This is a genomic window from Roseibium alexandrii DFL-11, assembly GCF_000158095.2.
Taxonomy (GTDB): Bacteria; Pseudomonadota; Alphaproteobacteria; order Rhizobiales; family Stappiaceae; genus Roseibium; species Roseibium alexandrii.
Window position 1 is genome coordinate 916,642 of sequence record NZ_CM011002.1, and the last position, 18,329, is coordinate 934,970.

Annotated in this window: 15 protein-coding genes; 8 read left to right on the top strand and 7 right to left on the bottom strand. The window is 55.7% G+C overall.

The genetic code is table 11. The annotated features are described in order from the left end of the window. Positions 1-16: 16 nt before the first annotated feature. Positions 17-907 carry a LysR family transcriptional regulator gene (locus SADFL11_RS04310; RefSeq protein WP_040450650.1) on the bottom strand — a complete coding sequence of 297 codons (891 nt, stop codon included), beginning with the start codon at positions 905-907 and terminating at the stop codon, positions 17-19. A gap of 108 nt (positions 908-1,015) precedes the next feature. Between SADFL11_RS04310 and SADFL11_RS04315 the strand changes: the two genes are divergently transcribed. After that, a complete protein-coding gene (locus tag SADFL11_RS04315; RefSeq protein ID WP_040450648.1) occupies positions 1,016-2,341 on the top strand; it encodes a serine hydroxymethyltransferase in 1,326 nt (441 codons plus the stop codon). A 63-nt stretch (positions 2,342-2,404) separates the two neighbouring features. Next, on the top strand, positions 2,405-3,814 hold the full coding sequence (locus SADFL11_RS04320) for an MATE family efflux transporter (protein ID WP_209002726.1): 1,410 nt from the start codon (positions 2,405-2,407) through the stop codon (positions 3,812-3,814). A gap of 17 nt (positions 3,815-3,831) precedes the next feature. Here SADFL11_RS04320 and SADFL11_RS04325 read toward each other — a convergent pair whose 3' ends face one another. Continuing rightward, positions 3,832-4,248 carry a helix-turn-helix domain-containing protein gene (locus SADFL11_RS04325; protein ID WP_008190267.1) on the bottom strand — a complete coding sequence of 139 codons (417 nt, stop codon included), beginning with the start codon at positions 4,246-4,248 and terminating at the stop codon, positions 3,832-3,834. 70 nt (positions 4,249-4,318) lie between these two features. On the opposite strand from SADFL11_RS04325, the gene SADFL11_RS04330 reads away from it, so the two are divergent. Beyond that, positions 4,319-5,587: an MFS transporter gene (locus SADFL11_RS04330; protein WP_134852900.1), complete on the top strand. Its 1,269-nt coding sequence runs from the start codon at positions 4,319-4,321 to the stop codon at positions 5,585-5,587. Here SADFL11_RS04330 and SADFL11_RS04335 read toward each other — a convergent pair. The 3 genes from SADFL11_RS04335 to guaD all read right to left on the bottom strand — a co-directional run bounded on the left by SADFL11_RS04335 (position 5,562) and on the right by guaD (position 8,548). After that, positions 5,562-6,791, bottom strand: a complete 1,230-nt coding sequence (locus SADFL11_RS04335) for an HlyD family secretion protein (protein WP_008189261.1) — start codon at positions 6,789-6,791, stop codon at positions 5,562-5,564. The genes SADFL11_RS04330 and SADFL11_RS04335 overlap by 26 nt on opposite strands. Continuing rightward, the gene (locus SADFL11_RS04340; protein WP_008189213.1) at positions 6,791-7,144 is read right to left on the bottom strand and encodes a hypothetical protein; all 354 of its coding nucleotides are present in this window, start codon (positions 7,142-7,144) and stop codon (positions 6,791-6,793) included. Before SADFL11_RS04340 ends, SADFL11_RS04335 begins: the two co-directional genes overlap by 1 nt. Positions 7,145-7,219: 75 nt before the next feature. Continuing rightward, the gene (gene guaD, locus SADFL11_RS04345) at positions 7,220-8,548 is read right to left on the bottom strand and encodes a guanine deaminase (protein WP_008195762.1); all 1,329 of its coding nucleotides are present in this window, start codon (positions 8,546-8,548) and stop codon (positions 7,220-7,222) included. A gap of 253 nt (positions 8,549-8,801) precedes the next feature. On the opposite strand from guaD, the gene speB reads away from it, so the two are divergent. Next, the gene (speB, locus tag SADFL11_RS04350; RefSeq protein ID WP_008192603.1) at positions 8,802-9,773 is read left to right on the top strand and encodes an agmatinase; all 972 of its coding nucleotides are present in this window, start codon (positions 8,802-8,804) and stop codon (positions 9,771-9,773) included. On the opposite strand, the gene SADFL11_RS04355 is transcribed toward speB, so the two are convergent. After that, complete coding sequence (locus SADFL11_RS04355; RefSeq protein WP_134852901.1) at positions 9,752-10,387, bottom strand: hypothetical protein; 636 nt, start codon at positions 10,385-10,387, stop codon at positions 9,752-9,754. The two genes, speB and SADFL11_RS04355, sit on opposite strands and share 22 nt — an antisense overlap. 282 nt (positions 10,388-10,669) lie before the next feature. Between SADFL11_RS04355 and SADFL11_RS04360 the strand changes: the two genes are divergently transcribed. After that, on the top strand, positions 10,670-13,003 hold the full coding sequence (locus SADFL11_RS04360) for a sensor domain-containing protein (protein WP_008194491.1): 2,334 nt from the start codon (positions 10,670-10,672) through the stop codon (positions 13,001-13,003). Between the two features lie 101 nt (positions 13,004-13,104). Here the strand turns inward: SADFL11_RS04360 and SADFL11_RS04365 are convergent, their stop codons facing one another. Further along, the gene (locus SADFL11_RS04365) at positions 13,105-14,910 is read right to left on the bottom strand and encodes a PHA/PHB synthase family protein (protein WP_008189946.1); all 1,806 of its coding nucleotides are present in this window, start codon (positions 14,908-14,910) and stop codon (positions 13,105-13,107) included. A gap of 244 nt (positions 14,911-15,154) precedes the next feature. Between SADFL11_RS04365 and SADFL11_RS04370 the strand changes: the two genes are divergently transcribed. The 3 genes from SADFL11_RS04370 (at position 15,155) to SADFL11_RS04380 (ending at position 18,307) form a co-directional block, all read left to right on the top strand. Further along, on the top strand, positions 15,155-15,400 hold the full coding sequence (locus SADFL11_RS04370) for a hypothetical protein (protein ID WP_040450646.1): 246 nt from the start codon (positions 15,155-15,157) through the stop codon (positions 15,398-15,400). Between the two features lie 250 nt (positions 15,401-15,650). Next, positions 15,651-16,877: a GGDEF domain-containing protein gene (locus tag SADFL11_RS04375; protein WP_008188850.1), complete on the top strand. Its 1,227-nt coding sequence runs from the start codon at positions 15,651-15,653 to the stop codon at positions 16,875-16,877. Between the two features lie 212 nt (positions 16,878-17,089). Next, positions 17,090-18,307, top strand: a complete 1,218-nt coding sequence (locus SADFL11_RS04380; RefSeq protein WP_008194789.1) for an LL-diaminopimelate aminotransferase — start codon at positions 17,090-17,092, stop codon at positions 18,305-18,307. The last annotated feature ends 22 nt before the right edge of the window (positions 18,308-18,329 follow it).

Genomic DNA, 18,329 nt, shown 5'->3' on the forward strand with positions numbered 1-18,329 from the left:
CGCGAAGCCAAGCCGGTCAAGGATCTGGCTTCTTCAAATATTCCACCACCGTCCCGAGCGGAGATTTTGCATCCAGTTTGTGAAGCGTTTTGATGGTGAGTTTTTTCTGCAGGGCGACTTTTTCTGGAAACGGAGCAACCAGGTTTCCGGTCTTCAGCTCCTGCCGCACCAGTAAATCGTGTCCGATCAAGACGCCTGCGCCATTCCTACACTCCTGCAGTGCCAGTGAATAAAGAGAAAACTCAGGTCCTGACTTTAGGAGCCGTTTGCCCTCCGAGATGTGCGAGAGCCAAGTCTCCCAGTCCGATTTCCAGGTGGTATCATATAGAAACGTCGCGCTCGCCAGATCATCCAGGGTGCGGAGTTTCAGCGCAGTCTCCGGCGGGCACACTGGATATATCGTGTCCGATCCAATGAAGATTTCATTGCCGCAGTCATCTTCTTTGCTGCTGAAAAAGATCGAAAGATCAAAGGGTTCGCGCGCAAGATTTGGCGGCTCCTCCATGGCCGTCAGGGAGAGGGACAGGTCCGGTATTGTAGCCCTTAAGCCCGGCAGGCGCGGCGAGATCCACAACTGAGATATGCTCGGTGTGGCCGCAATCCGGATTTCATGTGGGTTGGCGGTTGCCCTAAGGGTTTGCACCGAAGACGCCATTGTGTCGAAGGCCGCTATGAAGCCGGGCAAGACGGTCGCGCCCAATGGTGTCAACTGAACGCCTTTGGCGTTGCGTTTGAATAGCTTTTTGCCTGTCCAGGTTTCGAGGCTTTTAATCTGCTGTGCAACCGCAGCTGGTGTAACGCATAGCTCGTCGGCGGCTGCTGAAAAACTGTTGAGCCGAGCAGCAGCCTCGAAAGCCTTCAAAGCATTGAGCGGCGGCATTTTCGGTCGTGGAGGGGTAACTGCCATCGTAGATCTCATAAGGCATAGATAATCTAGGGCAAATAAATAGCAAAACTCGTTTGCAGGTTCCACCACCATTTGCTTTCGTTCCAACCAACAGAGCGGGAGAGCGAAATGACTGCATTGGAAAGAAGAGACTGGGTACCGGACGCCTGCGAGGCTTATGTTCAAGAACTGGCGGCCCGAACCGCCCTAGCCAATCTGGAGGAGACGCAGGCGCGCATCGACGCGTTGATCGCAAAGAATCTCCAGATCCATGACCGCGACTGCTTCAATCTCAATCCGGCGACCAACGTTATGAACCCAAAAGCCGAAGCTGCGCTCGCTGCCGGGCTCGGGTCGCGGCCGTCGCTCGGGTATCCGGGCGACAAGTACGAAATGGGCCTGGAAGCGATCGAGGAAATCGAGGTCATCTGCGCCGAACTCTGCGCGGAAGTGTTTCAGGCGAATTACGCCGAAATCCGGGTTGGCTCCGGCGCGCTGGCCAATCTCTATGCCTTCATGGCGACCTGCCGTCCCGGCGATACGATCATTGCGCCACCCGCGTCCATCGGCGGTCACGTGACCCACCACGCCGCCGGATGTGCCGGTCTCTATGGCCTTGATATTCACGAAGCGCCAGTGAGCGCGGATGGCTACACGGTCGATCTTGACGGGCTGAAGGAACTGGCTGGCCGCGTGAAACCGCAACTGATCACCATTGGCGGCAGCCTCAATCTCTTCCCGCATCCGGTCCGGGAGATCCGCGAGATTGCCGACGGGTGTGGGGCCAAGGTTCTCTTCGATGCGGCTCACCAATGCGGGATCATTGCCGGCAAGGCCTGGCCGAACCCACTCAAGGAAGGCGCTCACATGATGACGATGAGCACCTACAAGAGCCTTGGCGGACCAGCAGGTGGCTTGATTGTCACCAATGAAGCCGATCTGGCAGAACGGCTGGATGCGATTGCGTTTCCCGGCATGACGGCAAATTTTGATGCAGCCAAGTCCGCCGCGCTCGCAGTGACCATGCTGGACTGGAAGGCCTATGGCGAAGCTTATGCGGCCGAGATGATCGCTCTGTCACAAGAATTGGCAAAGGAACTGCAGGAGAACGGCGCGACAGTTTTCGGCGCGGGAAAGGGATTTACCCAGTCCCATCAGTTCGCGATAGAGGCGGCCAGTTTCGGTGGCGGGCAAGCGGCTTCGAAAAAACTGCGCCAAGCGGGTTTTCTGGCCTGTGGCATCGGTCTTCCGATTGCACCGGTTGAGGGAGACATGAACGGTTTGCGAATTGGAACCCCGGAATTGGTGCGCAGAGGCGTGACCGTAAAACACGCACCGAAATTGGCGGGGCTGATCGCTCGTGCTTTGACGACCAACGATCCGGCCACTCTTGCGCGGGAGGTCTCAGCATACCGGGTTGAATTCAACGATGTGCACTTCGTTCTTCAGTCATGATTTGCACACAAGACCATCCCGTGGCATGACGCGCGCAGGGACCGCTGTTTGAGTCCCTGCAAAATGTCTGTGCTCATGTCCCAAGCCAAATTCCTGTCCGGCAACCTATTTCGTCATGTCACGGTGATGTCACTGACCTCGTCCGTCGGGCTGATGGCGATCTTCGCCGTTGATTTCGTCGATATGATTTTCATCTCGATGCTCGGCAAGGATGAGTTGGCGGCCGCGGTTGGTTACGCGGGTGCGATCCTGTTCTTCACCACATCCTTCAACATCGGTGTTGCGATTGCAGCCGGTGCATTGGTGGCCCGGGCGCTCGGCGAGGGAGACAAGGATCATGCGCGCAGTAGGGCATCCGCGGCGCTCGGCTGGGGCGTCCTCTTTTGCATTGCTTTTGCGACCCTGGTCTGGTTCGGGCTTGATTTTCTGGTCAGCCTGATCGGGGCGACCGGGGCGACTCACGGACTTGCCGTTGATTACCTGTCGATCATTGTTCCGACTTTGCCCTTTTTGCTCTTGGGCATGGCAGGAGGCGCAATCCTGAGGGCCCACGGGGACGCCCGGCGCGCGATGTCCTGTACAATCATTGCCGGGTTGGTCAACGCGGTGCTGGATCCCATCCTGATCTTTGGCTTTGATCTTGAGTTGACCGGAGCGGCCCTTGCAAGCGCAGCGTCCCGCATCGCGCTCGCTGTCTTCGCCATCTGGCCGATTTTTCAGTATTACGGCGGTCTGAGCCTTCCGGGTAAATCCGCTTTCATGAAAGCGCTGCCGCCGATCGCGGCGATTGCCGTTCCGGCAATTCTGACCCAATTGGCGACCCCTGTTGGTCAGGCGTTTGTCACCCGCTCTATGGCCGAATTCGGCGAAGATGCGGTTGCAGGAATGGCTGTCGTTGCGCGGATGAGCCCGCTCGCCTTCGCGACGATTTTTGCGCTTTCAGGGGCCGTCGGGCCGATCGTCGGGCAGAATTATGGGGCGGGTGCCTATACAAGGGTTCGCACGGTCTTGCGGGATGCGCTCTTGTTCACAGCCTTGGTGGTCGCGTTCGCCGCCTTGGTGCTTTTTCTTTTGAGAGAGCCGATAGCCGCCCTGTTTCAAGTGCAGGGTGTTGCCTTGACGCTGATCTATCTCTTCTGCGGTCCTCTGGCCCTGGCATTCTTCTTCAATGGCGCTCTTTTTGTCTCCAACGCGTTCTTCAACAATCTGGGGCGTCCGTTCTATTCGACCTGGATGAACTGGGGGCGTCATACGCTTGGCACCATACCGCTTGTGATGATTTGTGGATCGATCTGGGGGGCGCCGGGTGTGTTGATCGGACAAGCCGCCGGTGGCGTGGTTTTCGGCGTTGCGGCCATCTTTCTGGTGCGGTCAGTGATCCGGACGGTCGAGACCGGGGAGGGCAGACCTGAAGGGCCAAGCATCTTCCAGCGTCAGGCCCGTCAGGTCATTCTCTTTTTCAACCGCCGCTAAGCCGTTTTCTTTTAAGTTCAGAACTTGCCGGGTTTCACAGCGCTCCTTCGGGCACTGATCCGGATGAGTTTTTGAAACTTCGGGCATTCAATGTGACGCGGCGCAGGGCAGTCGGCTACGTGCCGGATCATATCCCGCAAGGATGTGAGCCGGGCGATCTGATCATCAAGATCGTCCGCCTTTGTGCGCAGGACCGAGCGGGAGAGAGACGGGCGGCCGTCCGGTCCGAACATGCCCTTGATTTCCTCCAGCGAAAAACCGGCGGCTTTGCCGAGCCGGATGACGGCCAGCTGATCGAGGACTTCCGGACCGAACAGCCGTTTCAGGCCTCGCCTGCCGGCAGAATGGATCAGCCCTTTTTCCTCATAGTGGCGCAGCGCCGATGCGGCGACCCCGGACTGGCGCGCAACTTCCGAAATATCGAGTAATTTCATCTCTTGACCTTAAGTCGACTTGAACTTGTAGGCTGCAGCCAACTTAGTCGTCATGCAAGAGGATTTTTACATGACTTATTCAAATGGCCGGCCGGAAACATCGCTTTGGCGCGATGCAACCGCGTTGGCGTTGCTTCTGACTGCCTCATTGAAAATCATGGCGAATGCCACGATCAGTCCTGCCTTGCCTGCGCTGGAAGCCAGTTTTTCAGGCGAGCCGGGCGCGGCTTATCTGGTCCGTTTCCTGGTCTCGGCGCCATCCTTGACCGTGGTTCTGGTTGCACCGCTTGCCGGGCTTGCGATTGACCGGTTCGGGCGCAGCTGGCTGCTGATGGCCGGTGTTTTGGTGTTCGCACTGTCGGGCAGTGCCGGCGCCTATCTGAACGATCTGAATGCCATCCTTGTAAGCCGTCTGCTGCTTGGGGTCGCGCTTGCTTTTACAATGACCGCGCAGGTCGCGCTTGCGGGCGACTTGTTCCAGGGCAACCGCCGCAGTGCCTTTATGGGAGGGCAGGTTGTTGCGATCAATTTCGGCGGGTTTTTGTTTATCGGTGGAGCCGGTCTGTTGGCCGGCGTCTCTCCGCGGTTGCCCTTTTTGATATACGCGTTGCCTCTTCTGCTTCTACCGTTGCTCTGGCCGGTTATGAAACAGGAGTATCAGAAACGGAAACACGCTCCTGACATGCCCGCATCTTTGACGAATGGGGCATCCGAACCTTCAGCCGCGCAAGCTGGATCATGGTTGACTTTCGCTTTGGGACTTGCCGGTCTTTCGATGGTGACCGTGATGATGTTTTTTCTGATGCCCAGCCAATTGCCGTTTTTTCTTGACGCATCTGGATTTAACGGGGCGACCGGCACGGCGCTCGGGCTCGGTGCCTTGACCCTTTCGGGCGCTTTCACTGCGTTGAAGTTTGCAGCGATCCGCAGCCGTCTCGGTCTTCCATGCACGTTTTCGGTGGGTTTTCTTATCATGGGATGTGGGTTTGCCACGTTGGCAATATATCCTGCATGGCAATTCATCATCCCGGGTTGCGCACTGATTGGCATTGGCTATGCGTTCGTCCAGCCAGCCTTGTTTCTTGCCGCACTCGACATTGCACCTCCCGCTCGGCGTGGAACGGTCTCCGGTATGATCACAACATCCATGTTCCTTGGACAGATCGTGTCGCCATTTGTGTTTACTCCGGCACTCCAGAGCTATGGATTTGAAGCGGTATACGCCGCGAGTGGGGTCGTGTTTGTTGTCTTCGCGTCTGTGGCACTGGCAGTTCGATTTTTCAAACCCGTAAGGATGACCGTGCCCTCAGAGCCTAGTTTGGAAAAACCAGCACTTTGATGGGCAAAAGCAGGGACTGGATGCGGATGACGAGTGCATTCGCAATTCCCATCCCGTCCACGATCCGGAACAGGAAGGCAGAGAATCCGGAATTTTCACCAGACTTGATGGCCTTGTCGTGATTGGAGTACGCAACGCCTATGCACCGGCTGCCGGGCGGGATGTAATCCGCATGACCTTCGAAAACAGGTTCCAGAACAGTCAGGATCGTGCCGGGACGCGCGCGGTCCTGAATGTCGACCAGCTGGTCTGTGGGCCGGAGCTGACCGCCAGAGATGGCGTCCTGGATTTCAGTAACAGCCATCGGGATGACCGCAAGCGGTTTCGAGGCGCAGGTAATCTCAACAATGGTGCCGATGTGGAGAACCTGAGCTGAGATTTGGCCAAAGCCGGCCTGAAAGCGGCCACGGCCCGATCCTTCAGGAATCAGAATACCGGCCGGACGCAGGATGGGATTAACGAGGTCACCCGGTTGGAGCTTGAACTGGCGGACAGTGCCGTTTGTCCCGGCAAAGACGGTCGATTTTTCGATCTCTGTTTCCGCCTGCGAAAGTGCCGCCTCGGCACTCGACTTTTGCGCAGGCAAAAGAACCCGGAGCCGGGTCTGGTTCGCATCGCGCTGCGCCTTAATTGCTTCCAGCGACCCGGTCAGACCTTCCACCGTCAACCGCAGGCGCTCCAATTCCTGCTCAGTGACCACATTCTGGTTGCGTTCAGACAGGTCAAGGCGCCGCGTGAGATCATCTTGTGCCTTGCGTAGCTGACTTTCAGAAGCAACGATATTGCCTTCGGCCGCTGCAAGTTCCGCTTGACCGACCAGAATTGCGGCTTCCACTTCGGCAATCCGGCGCCGTGATGTTTCAGCTGCAGCCTGTTGCCGCTGTGTGTCGAGCCGGAAGATTGGTTCCCCGGCGCGGACAAACTGGTTGTCGGCAACATAAACCTCCTCGACCCGGCCGGGTCGATCGCTGAGAATAGAGACGGTCCTGAAGAGCGAGGTGACATTCGTTGTGGTGGGGTGAAAATAGAAAATCACCGTCAGCAGACTGATCGCAAGCACGGCACAGGACGTGATGCCCCATCGCAGCTCATACCACATTGTGAACAGGTTGATCTCATGACCAAGCCGCTTGCCCTGCTTGTAGCGGCGATAAAGGTAATCCGGAAGGATCGTAATCAGGGCGCTGAAGAGCAGCTCAAGCATTACCGGATCCTTCGCTTGCCGGTCCGGCCAGAGCGGAGCGATTTGACCTTAACAGGTAAAACAATCTGCGAAATTGGAATGGCGGCGAGCAAAAGGGCTGCAACCCAAAAGGCGTTGTTGAAGGTGATCAGGGACAACAGGCCGAGCAGCCCGACAATCTGGATCTGGGTCTTGCCCATGCCGGACGCCATCCGGTCCGGCCAGGCCTGAACTGTGAAATACAGCGCGCCGAACCCGACCAGCACCAAAATCATAAAGATACTGACCGCGATGAACAGCGTGTCTGTCTGGCCCGGTGCCGTTATGAAAAACGGCAGCGGATCATGGTTGAGATTGCTCGTGATTGTGTCCACAACATCCCCTTCAAAGCCGAGACTTTTTTCTTAGTAGACAAAGTCAGGGCCTTGCGGGCAATACGTAATTTTGCGTTAGATATTGGCGGTGCCGAGGTCAGCAGGTTTCTGCGGCGTACCTGCGACATAGGTCTCCACAACGGAGCGGTCATCGCCCAGGGTTTGCAAGACGAACAGCTCTTCGGAAAGCGTTTCAGCTGTTTCCATCCGCAGGGCCATTGGGCGTGTGGCTTTGGCGTTCAGGACAACAATGTCCGCGTCGGTGCCAACGTCCAGCGAACCGATCTTTTCAGACAGTGACAACGCCTTCGCATTGCCGAGCGTTGCCCAATAGAAGGTTTCAAGCGGATGCAGGCGCTGGCGCTGCAATTGCAGGACCTTGTAGCCTTCATCCAGCGTGCGCAGCATGGAATAGCTCGTGCCGCCGCCAATATCGGTGGCGATTGAGGTTTTAATGCCGGCCGCTTCTGTTCGCTTCTTGTCGAACAGACCGCTGCCGAGGAATAGATTGGAGGTTGGGCAGAACACCGCGACAGAGCCGGTTTCACGCATCACGCCCAGTTCCCGATCGTTCATATGGATGCAATGGCCCAGCAGTGTTTTTGGCCCTAATAGTCCGAACTCTTCATAAACACCCAAATAGTCTTGTGCGTCGGGGTAGAGTTCCTTCGTGAAGGCAATCTCGTTGTGGTTTTCATTGATGTGGGTCTGCAAATGGCAGTCCGGATACTCCTTCAGGAGCGCGCCGGCAGCTTCCAGCTGCTGAGGTGTCGAGGTGATCGCAAACCGCGGTGTGATGACGTAATGTGCGCGGCCTTTGCCGTGCCATTTCTCCAAAAGTGCCTTGCTGTCTGAGTAGGCGCTTTCGGCAGTGTCGCAGAGGGCTTCGGGCGCGTTCCGGTCCATCATCGTCTTGCCGCCGAGCATCAGCATGCCGCGGCGGGCGGCTTCCTCGAGATATGCCTCAACCGAGTTTGGATGACTTGAGCAGTAGGCGACCGCGGTCGTCGTGCCGTTTGAAAGCAAACAGTCGTAGAACCCTTGTGCGATCCGGTCACCGTGGGTCTTATCGGCGAACTTTTGCTCGGCCGGGAAGGTGTAGTCGTTCAACCAGTCGAGAAGTTGGTCCGCCCAAGAGGCGATCACCTGCACCTGCGGAAAATGCAAATGCGTGTCGATGAAACCGGGCATCAGCAAATGCGGCCGGTGGTCGATTTCCTCAAATGGCTCTGATGCCGTGGCTTTGACGTCGGCATATGTCCCGCGTGCCTTGATAACTCCATTGGAAATCAAGAGTGCGCCATCATTTTCATAGGTATAGGCAGAAGTGTCCTCAGGGCCGTTTGGCGCGGAGGTGAAGGTCAGCAGTCTGCCGCGCAGAAGTTTTGCCGTTGTGTCTGCCAAATCTCTATGTCCTTGAAATCATGCTGCCGGAGCCCGCCGCACGAGGCAAGGCCTTTTAAACGCGATACGGGAGGTCGGCAACGCGAGATCCATTCAGAAATTCAAGAAACACCTCCATGAAAAGGCCGCCGAAAATGCAATCTAACTTTGACGGTAAGTGTCAAATCTCATCAGTGCCCAGGTCTGAATGAATGCTTGAGGTTGCCGATAGACTGCGCTTAAGTGCCTGCAGTTCTTTTGATAAAGGTGCCCCATGGCTGTTGATTTGCCTCGCCAGACGGACAACGCGTTCCTTGGCGATTCCCTCAAAGGAGGGTCGCACGAGCCGACATATGGCGGCGTCTTGTCGTTCATGCGCCGGCGGTACAGCCGCGATTTGACCGGGGTCGATCTGGCCGTCTGGGGCATTCCGTTTGACGCTTCCGTCTCAAACCGGCCAGGTGCTCGTTTCGGACCTCAGGGGGTGCGCCGAGCATCGGCTATTTTTGACGGGGACCCGCAATACCCCTTCGAGTTTGATCCGTTCGAAACGCTGGCCTGTGTCGATTATGGGGATTGCGTTTTTGACTATGGCCACAACCGAGATATTCCGGGCCACATCGAAGCTCAGACGCGAGAAATCCTGCAGAGCGGCACGCATCTTTTTTCCATCGGAGGCGATCATTTCGTCACCTATCCCTTGCTGAAGGCGCATGTCGAAAAGCACGGACCTTTGGCCCTCGTTCAGTTCGACGCGCACCAGGACACCTGGGATGACAAGGGAGATCGGATCGATCATGGCACCTTTGTTGGCCGTGCAGTTCGAGAAGGTCTGATTGACCCTGAAAAATCAATTCAGATTGGCATTCGCACGCATGCGCCCGAAACCTGCGGTCTCGAAATTCTCTACGGAGAAGAAGTGGAGCTGCTTGGGGTCAACGGCGTGGTCGAACTGGTGAAAGACCGGGTGGGCGATGCCAAGGCGTATATGACGTTTGACATTGATTGCCTTGATCCTGCTTTCGCGCCGGGGACCGGAACGCCAGTTGCAGGTGGCCTGACAAGCCGGGAAGCCCTTATGATCCTGCGCCGGCTGGGTGATCTGAACTTCGTTGGCGGGGATGTTGTGGAAGTCGCGCCGGCCTATGACCATGCCGACATCACATCAGTTGCGGGCGCAAGCGTAGCGCTGATGTATATTGGATTGCTTGCCGAAAAGCAGCGTCAGCGGACAGAAGGTCTTTGACGTTGACGCCCGAGATCGGACGTCGTGTGCCCGTCGGATAAGCCTTTGAATGACTTGTTGTTGTCATTGGCTTTTCTTGCGTCCCAAAAGCGGTAGAGCGGATGGGTAGTCTTGTTTTGGCTGTAATAGGCAGACAGTTGCTTCCATAAAGCAAACTGGGTGATTACGGCGACAATCACACCTGTGACGGTCACAAGAGGCGATTGCAACAAACCACCCAGGATCGTGACGCCGAGCGCAGTCCATGCGGTCAGATAAAGACCCAACATCGGTCCTTGCTGAGCTTTGGTTTGTTTCAACTGATTGAGCCAGATACGTTCCCCGTAGGCGGCCTCCCGGCATAAGCGCAGGCTAACAGTCGGAATATGCCGAGACAGGGCCACCACAACCCAACAGGTCCAAAGAGCCAGCACCGCGGCATAAAACGGGCCGATCCAAATCACAGTCCAGCTTGCAGCCGCAGCACATGCAGGGACAACCATGCGCGCTGCCATGACAGATGCTCGTGCCGGGGCAGGCGAACCAGACCGTGCCGTGTAGCGGGCTGACCCAGTTGGCCCGGCCCAGTGTGCCGGTCGTCCATCATCAGAATGAAGCAGTGGCGGTGTGTGCATGATCTGGATTTGTTTCCCTTCGTAAGAACCTATACCGCGCGCTCACCGGGTTTTGCAAACCGGGAAAAGCGGGCGGCTCGGCAAAGTTGACAATAATCAGACTGGGCTTTGGTTCGGTTTTCCTTCCATGCGGCGTTTCTGAGGTTGGATTAACGGAAAATCAAACCAAACACATAGAGCTTGTGCGGGATTAATGCATGTAAACGCTTTGGCAGTCTGGAATGTGTTACTAGGATGGTCTGCAAGAAAAAGTGATGAGCAGATGCGGTTGAAGGCGGATCCATGACGGATCAACAGGTGTCTCAGGGAAGAAACGAAGGCCCAACTGGTTTTGCCGACTGGCAAGCCATGAAATCCCTTGCGACCAGACTGGAAGAGTTGAACACGACAGCGTGCTTTGACAGCTCCCTGGACATGTTCGGCGACCTGGACTGGCTTCAGCAGCTGGTGAACCTCGTTTCCGATTATGTCTATGTAAAAGACCGCCGGTCGCGATTTGTCATGGCAAATGACAAGGTCGCAGAAGATATGGGCCGCTCCACCAGTGCGGAGTTGATTGGCAAGTCCGATTTGGAGTTGCATCCACCCGAGGTCGGGCAGGTGTTCTATGAGGACGAGCAGTCCATGATGCGTGAAGGCAGCGATTTGGTCGACGTTATGGACCGTATCGTTTTGCCGGACGGTACCGAAAAGTGGTTTTCGTCATCCAAATATCCGATCCGCAAAGAAAACGGTGATGTTGTTGGTATCGTCGGTATCTCCAGAGACGTGACTGAGCGCCAAAACGCTGAGAAATTGCAGCGGGGTCAGAACGAGATCCTGAAGAAACTGGTGAGCGGTTTGCCGCTGCAGGATGTTTTGAATTCTCTCGTGCTCATGATCGAAGGGCAGCTGGAAAGCGGCATGGGTTCCGTCATGCTGGTGGACGACAGCGGCAATCATATCCTGTCCGCGTCAGGGCCAAACTTGCCCAAGAGCTATCTGGACTTAGTCGATGGTATTGAGGTTGGTCCAAGAGTAGGGTCTTGCGGAACGGCTGTTTTTCGAAAGGAAGCAGTGTTTGTCGAGGATATTTTCGACAGCGAACTCTGGGCTGAGTATGTCGATCTCGTTCGCGAATTTAACCTGAAATCGTGCTGGTCCGTGCCGTTTTTCTCCGGGAGTGGCAAGGTCTTGGGGACCTTTGCATTTTATTGGACCGATGTTCGGGCACCGTCAGAACGTGAAGAAAAAATTGTTCGCGAGGCAGCGCATTTGGCTTCCATTGCCGTCGAACGCGACCGGGCGGAAAAAAGGATCCGGTATCTCGCAGATCATGATCCGTTGACGGGACTGCCGAACCGCCGGAAGTTCAAACGAAAGCTGGAAGCTAAAATCGAGGCAAGCCGCCAGACCGGCGAACCGGTTGCTGTCGTGTTTGTGGATATGGACAACTTCAAGTTCATCAACGACAGCTATGGGCATGCTGTTGGTGACGACGTTTTGTCCACTGTCGCGGATCGCATCCTCGGATCCCACAACATCACCTTTGAGACAATTCGCTTTGGCGGGGACGAATTTGTCCTTTTCGTAGATGGCCCTACCGCGCACAAGTCAGAACTAAAGGACTATCTTGCGCGCATGCGCGCCGAAATTCTGAAAACAATCGAGCTGGACACCCTGACGCTTCATGTGACCTGTTCGATCGGGACCGCCGTCTTCCCGCTTGATGGCGACACGGCCGATGAAGTTTTGAAAAATGCTGACCAGGCAATGTTTGAAGCCAAAAATCTCGGCCGGGACAATTTTTTCATTTTCGATCGGGAAACGGCGCCGGCGGGTGTCAACAGGCTGAAGCTGGTTGAAGAGCTGCGTCGGGGCATTGACAACAATGAACTGTTCCTGGAGTACCAGCCACAGATTGATCTGATGAGCGGCCGGATTGTTGGTGCTGAGGCGTTGGTGCGGTGGACTCACCCGGAACGCGGGAGATTAATGCCCGGTGAGTTCATTGAAATTGCAGAGCAAACCGGCGCGATCATATCCCTTGGCCGCTGGGTCCTCAACGAAGCATGCCGTCAAAACAAAGCCTGGCAGGACGCCGGTCTTCCGCACATAACGATCGCGGTAAATGTTTCTGCGAACCAGTTCCGCGACAAGGCTCTCTTGTCAGATGTGTTTTCTGCGCTCGACACCAGCGGTCTGGATGCGAGGTATCTGGAACTGGAGTTTACCGAAAGCCTTGTCATCCAGAATGTGGAGCAGGCCGTCGCCTTGATGGAAGATTTCCGGCGGATCGGCATTCATTTGGCGATTGACGACTTTGGCACCGGCTATTCCAGCCTTGTCGCTTTAAAGAATTTTCCTTTGAACCGGCTGAAGATCGACCAAAGCTTCATCCGGGATCTCGAATACAAGGAAAGCGACCGCGCAATTGTCCGCGCGATTATCAGCCTCGGGCGTGAACTGGGGCTAAATGTTGTTGCAGAAGGGGTCGAAACTGCCAAACAGCAAGCGTTCCTGCTGAGCTGCCGGTGTGAGACCACGCAGGGTTACCATTTCGGCCGACCGATGGCCGCCGACAAGTTCTCAAAACTTCTCGGGATGACCAGAACACCGTTAGACGTGGCGCTCTGAACCTTGTCTGCCTGTTGCAGCTCGTTGATTGTGAGAAACCTTCCTGAAAAACTAAGGAAGGCACGAAAGGATCGCTCAGATCCGCGCCTTCTTTTTCGAACTCAGATCCGGTTCATCACATAACTTCCCGGGGCGTCTTCGATTATCTTGACCCGGTTGGCGCCAGGTTTGCGCGGCTTGGCTTCAGCCGGATCGTTTTTCCGGATCCACTCGTCCCAATAGGGCCACCAGGATCCAGGGTGCTCTTCCGCGTTCTTCAGCCAGTTTTCCAGAGTGCCTCTGGCTTCGCCGCCGGTCCAGTACTGGTACTTGTTCTTGACTGGCGGATTGACGACGCCGGCAATATGACCGGAACCCGACAGGACATATTCCACTGGTCCACCGAAACAACCAGATCCGAGGAACACCGATTTTGGTGGCGCGATGTGATCTTCACGTGTTGCAAGGTTGAAAATCGGGATCTTGACCCTGGAGAGGTCAAGCGTTTGACCGCCGATTTCCATCTCGCCCTTTGAGAGCTTGTTGTCGAGGTAGCAATTGCGAAGATAGAAGGAGTGGTTCGCTGCCGGCATGCGGGTAGAATCTGAGTTCCAGTACAGGAGGTCGAACGGGAAGGGCTCTTTCCCCTTCAAGTAGTTGTTCACCACATAGGACCATATGAGGTCATTGGACCGGAGCATATTAAAGGCCGACGACATCTTGGACCCGTCCAGATATCCGCTTTCCGCCATGCGCTTCTCCAGGATGGAGATTTGCTCCTCGTCGACAAACACCTTCAGATCACCGGCGTAGGTGAAATCGACCTGCGTTGTGAAGAAGGTTGCCGTCTTGATCCGGTCGTCGCCCGTCTGCGCCATATAGGCCAGCGTTACGGCGAGGAGCGTGCCGCCGACGCAATAGCCGATTGCATTGACCTCTTCCTGACGGGTGGCGCGCTTGATGACATCCAGCGTGTTGAGGATGCCTTCTTTCATATAGTGCTCAAAACTCTTTTGAGCTTGCCGTTCGTCCGGATTGACCCAGGAGATCACGAACACCGTGTGGCCTTGATCCACGGCCCACTTGATGAAAGATTTTTCCGGGTTGAGGTCGAGGATGTAGAACTTGTTGATCCACGGCGGCACGATCATCAAGGGGCGCTTCAAGACCGTGTCCGTAGTCGGGTCATACTGGATGACCTGACACACGTCGTTTTGCGCGATGACCTTGCCCTTGGTGGTTCCAAGGTTTTCACCGAGTTTGAACTTTGACGGATCTGTCTGGCGGATCTTCAGTTCGCCCTTGCCAGTCTTCAGGTCTTCGGCCAGATGCTCCATGCCCTTGACGAGATTTTCACCGTTGCTCTCCATCGTGAGACGCAGGAGTTCAGGATTGGTCAGAAGGAAATTCGACGGCGAGAGTGCGTTGGAAATCTGAGTGACGTAGAATTCGGCCTTGTGGCGGGTGTGCTCGTCCAGTCCCTGCGCTTCGTGGACCATCTCTTCTGCCCAGTGACTGGTGATGAGATAAATCTGTTTGACGAAATCGAAGTACTGGTTGTTTTCCCAGTCGGGATCAGCAAACCGCTTGTCCGTTACCGGGGCTTTCACGGCCGGCTCCGACTGTTCGCCCATCATCCGTTTCAGGGAAGAATTCCAGAGATCGATGTAGCCGCTCCACAAGCGGCCCTGCGCTTCCAAGGCCCGCTGCGGATCAGACGCCCAGTACTCGCCTACCTGAGCGAGTGTCTTGACGACGCCGGTGAGTTCGTCCGTCGATTCGTGCGTAATCTTGCCTTGTTCGCGCGGCTCGATATACGCAGCGAGCGCCTTGCCTGCATTTTCCAATGTCTTCGCAAGATTTTGCGCAAAAGCTTCTGGATTGTTGATGATGTATTGCAACATGGGATGCTGGCGGTCATCAGCCATAAGCAGGGATTCCTCCGACTTCCGGTCTTCTTAACTGCCGTCTGGAGGCGGCAGTCTGTTGGGCGGTTCCTCAGCGTTATGTGTTTCTATTTGCGCTTGTATTCGGAACGTCAGTTACATTTATGGCACAACGTTCCGGCGCCGTCGATTGGTTTCCATAACGCGTGTTGCCGCTGTGCTAGAGGACTTGTGTGACACTTCGATGGAAGTATGATCACAGTTGTAGATTAGGGAGACGGCAATCATGCGCGTGCGGCGCGATCTCTGTTTGGTGTTCTTGGGTGCAAGCATCCTGCAATCCTGCGCCATTGGTCCCGGCACGCCGCTCGTCAAAGCGGTGAACCCGGACCAAAAAACACGATCAGGCACGGTGCAGCCGCCAACGGGTTATGGTCCGCCGAACGCGTCCGCGCAGTCAAAGGGCCTGATCAACCCGTTGGAGCGGGCCGAGACGGAAGAATATCTTAAAACTCTCGCAGATGAGCAGTGAATTGATTGAAGCGGCCTTCGCTCTGAGTTCAGCGGACTGCCTGTAGCGCTCCGGTCTATTTTTTACAGTGTCACTGAGTGTCAATTTTATCATGGCTTCAGCTGACACACCTTGCGTCACCTCACGATAAAAATAGCGAGTACCGTTACGTAAAACAACTTTGGATAACTTCGAGACTTTGGTATGCCACTTGCGGGTGAGCACATACCTTGTTCAGCAGAAATGTGGTCCCGGCGTTTTGGGGGCGCTCGTGCTTGATGTGAAGACTATACTGTTTTCCTTAGTTGTCGCTGAGCTGACAGCCAGTGCTGTGTTGTGCTTTCTTTTTTTCTTCTGGAAACATCGCGACCGGGCAGGGCACTTGTCCTTCGGGCTGTGGTCTATTGCGTTCCTGCTCGGTGCGATCGGAACTCTGCTAATAAGCTTCCGTGGTGTGTTGCCCGACGACCTGACGATCATTGCAGCGAATTTTCTTATCCTGTTTGCAACTGGCCTGAGACGCAGCGGTGTCGCAGCCTTCTTTTACCAGCCTTTGCGCCTTTGGATTGCTGCAGGGTTTGCCGGCGTCTGGCTATTACTCTGCTCGGTTCCGGAATTTGCGACAACATTGTCCAGCCGGGTGGCTTTCGTGCAACCGGTTATGATGCTCTACATCGCATGGTCGGCCATAATCTGCTTGCGCTGGAACACAGAAAACCTTGTTACGCCGAAGGTTTACGCTTTCAGTGCAGCTCTGGAAACGAGCGCGCATTTCAGTTTGCTGACCGCACTTGGATTTGGCGCTGGAAACGGACTGTTCGAGGCAATCAGTGGTCATGTCATTCTGATTGCGCTTCTGCTTATCCTGGTTGCTATGGTGCTTTCCATGTTTACCGCTCTCGCGATGCCGATCGAGCGATCACTTTTGCAATTCAAATCGGCCGCCTATCGCGATTGTCTGACAGGATTGCCCAACCGCCGGGCGGTGTTTGAACGGGCGGAAGCGTTCAAGTCGGTGTCCGGCGCAAATAACTGTCTCACGGTGATCCGGTTCGACATTGATGAGTTCAAGAGGGTCAACGACAAGCACGGCCATGCAACCGGTGACCTGGTCCTTCAAGTTTTCGGCCGGGTTTGCGAGGAAACAAGACCGGTTGATACGGTGGCAGGCCGGCTCGGTGGTGATGAGTTTGTCATCCTGTCCACCAGGATGGAGCCAAGCAAAGCTCGGATTCTCGCAGAAAGGATACGGGCTCATTTTGCAGCCGCCTGTTCTGAAGAGACCGAGGGTGCTGTTCAGGTTGGGCTGAGTGCTGGCGTCAGTTCGGTACCGCTTGATCTTGGACTGGACGAGGCGTTGGAAATTGCCGACAGGGCTATGTACGAAGCCAAAGCGAGCGGCCGGGGCAAAACGGTTGTCGGCTCAGCTGAAAAGGCCAGGTTTTTTTCTGGTGCTGAAGAACCGCAATTCGCATTCTATAACCCCCATCCGGCATAGCTGCCCGTTATCAAGCATTCCAATTGGTGTGCTGTCCCTCTTCTCAGGGGCGTTCTTGGCAGACCCCGGCTAAACTTACCTGTTCCCACATTTAGGTGGCTAGGCGCTCAAAGATGGGTGCGAAATTCAAAAAGGCCTGTTAAAAGGGCGCGCAACCTGCTCATCCGGCAGGGCTGACATATCTTTTTATCAAGCCGCAAGGATCCGCGCCCATGGAGGAATTCCACAAAATCAAACGGCTCCCACCGTATGTTTTTGAACAGGTCAATCGCTTGAAAGCCAAGGCGCGAGCGGCGGGCGCGGACATCATTGATCTTGGTATGGGCAACCCGGATCTGGCAACACCGCAGCACATTGTCGACAAGCTGACCGAAGTCGTTCAGGACCCGCGCAGCCACCGGTATTCCGCTTCCAAGGGAATTCAGGGTCTGCGGAAGGCTCAGGCATCCTATTACGGCCGCCGGTTTGGCGTGAAGCTCGACCCGGACACCCAGGTCATTGCAACACTTGGCTCCAAGGAAGGCTTCGCCAATATGGCGCAAGCCATTTCCGCGCCGGGCGATGTGATCCTGAGCCCCAATCCGAGTTATCCGATCCACACGTTCGGGTTTCTGATGGCCGGCGCCTCGATCCGCAATATTCCGGCTGAACCGAACAGCAGCTTCTTTGAGGCGCTGGAGCGCGCGGTCATTCACTCTGTGCCGAAACCGATCGCTATCATTCTGTGTTATCCGGCCAACCCGACGGCGTATTGCGCGGATCTCGATTTCTATAAGGAAGTTGTGGCTTTTGCGCGCAAGCACAACATCTTCATTCTCTCGGATCTTGCCTATTCAGAGATCTACTTCGGGGATACGCCGCCGCCATCTGTTTTGCAGGTTCCTGGGGCAATGGATGTCACGGTCGAATTCACATCGCTGTCCAAGACCTTCTCCATGCCGGGCTGGCGGATGGGTTTCGCAGTTGGCAATGAGCGCCTGATTGGCGCCCTTGGACGGGTAAAGTCCTATCTTGATTATGGTGCTTTCACGCCGATTCAGGTTGCTGCGACAGCGGCGCTGAACGGTCCGGATGATTGCATCCGTGAAACCCGGGATATCTACAAGAAGCGCCGGGATGTTGTCGTTGAGAGCTTCGGCCGGGCCGGGTGGGATATTCCAGCGCCAGAAGCCAGCATGTTCTGCTGGGCCCCGATCCCGGAAAAATTCCGGTCTCTCGGTAGTCTGGAATTCTCCAAGTTGCTATTGGAACGCGCCGACGTTGCGGTTGCGCCAGGCATCGGTTTCGGAGAGTACGGCGACGGGTTTGTCCGTATTGGTCTCGTTGAAAACGAGCAGCGGTTGCGCCAGGCGGCAAGAAATGTCCGCCGGTTCCTTGAAACTGTGGAGCAAAAGCTGCACAACGTCATCCCGCTTGAGACTTCTCGCTGAATAGAATTGGATTAATTCCCGA

What these genes read in the sequence shown, in the direction of transcription:
- SADFL11_RS04310 (WP_040450650.1), bottom strand. Translation starts at nt 907, where the DNA reads ATGGCAGTTACCCCTCCACGACCGAAAATGCCGCCGCTCAATGCTTTG.
- SADFL11_RS04315 (WP_040450648.1), top strand. Translation starts at nt 1,016, where the DNA reads ATGACTGCATTGGAAAGAAGAGACTGGGTACCGGACGCCTGCGAGGCT.
- SADFL11_RS04320 (WP_209002726.1), top strand. Translation starts at nt 2,405, where the DNA reads ATGTCTGTGCTCATGTCCCAAGCCAAATTCCTGTCCGGCAACCTATTT.
- SADFL11_RS04325 (WP_008190267.1), bottom strand. Translation starts at nt 4,248, where the DNA reads ATGAAATTACTCGATATTTCGGAAGTTGCGCGCCAGTCCGGGGTCGCC.
- SADFL11_RS04330 (WP_134852900.1), top strand. Translation starts at nt 4,319, where the DNA reads ATGACTTATTCAAATGGCCGGCCGGAAACATCGCTTTGGCGCGATGCA.
- SADFL11_RS04335 (WP_008189261.1), bottom strand. Translation starts at nt 6,791, where the DNA reads ATGCTTGAGCTGCTCTTCAGCGCCCTGATTACGATCCTTCCGGATTAC.
- speB (WP_008192603.1), top strand. Translation starts at nt 8,802, where the DNA reads ATGGCTGTTGATTTGCCTCGCCAGACGGACAACGCGTTCCTTGGCGAT.
- SADFL11_RS04355 (WP_134852901.1), bottom strand. Translation starts at nt 10,387, where the DNA reads ATGCACACACCGCCACTGCTTCATTCTGATGATGGACGACCGGCACAC.
- SADFL11_RS04360 (WP_008194491.1), top strand. Translation starts at nt 10,670, where the DNA reads ATGACGGATCAACAGGTGTCTCAGGGAAGAAACGAAGGCCCAACTGGT.
- SADFL11_RS04365 (WP_008189946.1), bottom strand. Translation starts at nt 14,910, where the DNA reads ATGGCTGATGACCGCCAGCATCCCATGTTGCAATACATCATCAACAAT.
- SADFL11_RS04370 (WP_040450646.1), top strand. Translation starts at nt 15,155, where the DNA reads ATGCGCGTGCGGCGCGATCTCTGTTTGGTGTTCTTGGGTGCAAGCATC.
- SADFL11_RS04380 (WP_008194789.1), top strand. Translation starts at nt 17,090, where the DNA reads ATGGAGGAATTCCACAAAATCAAACGGCTCCCACCGTATGTTTTTGAA.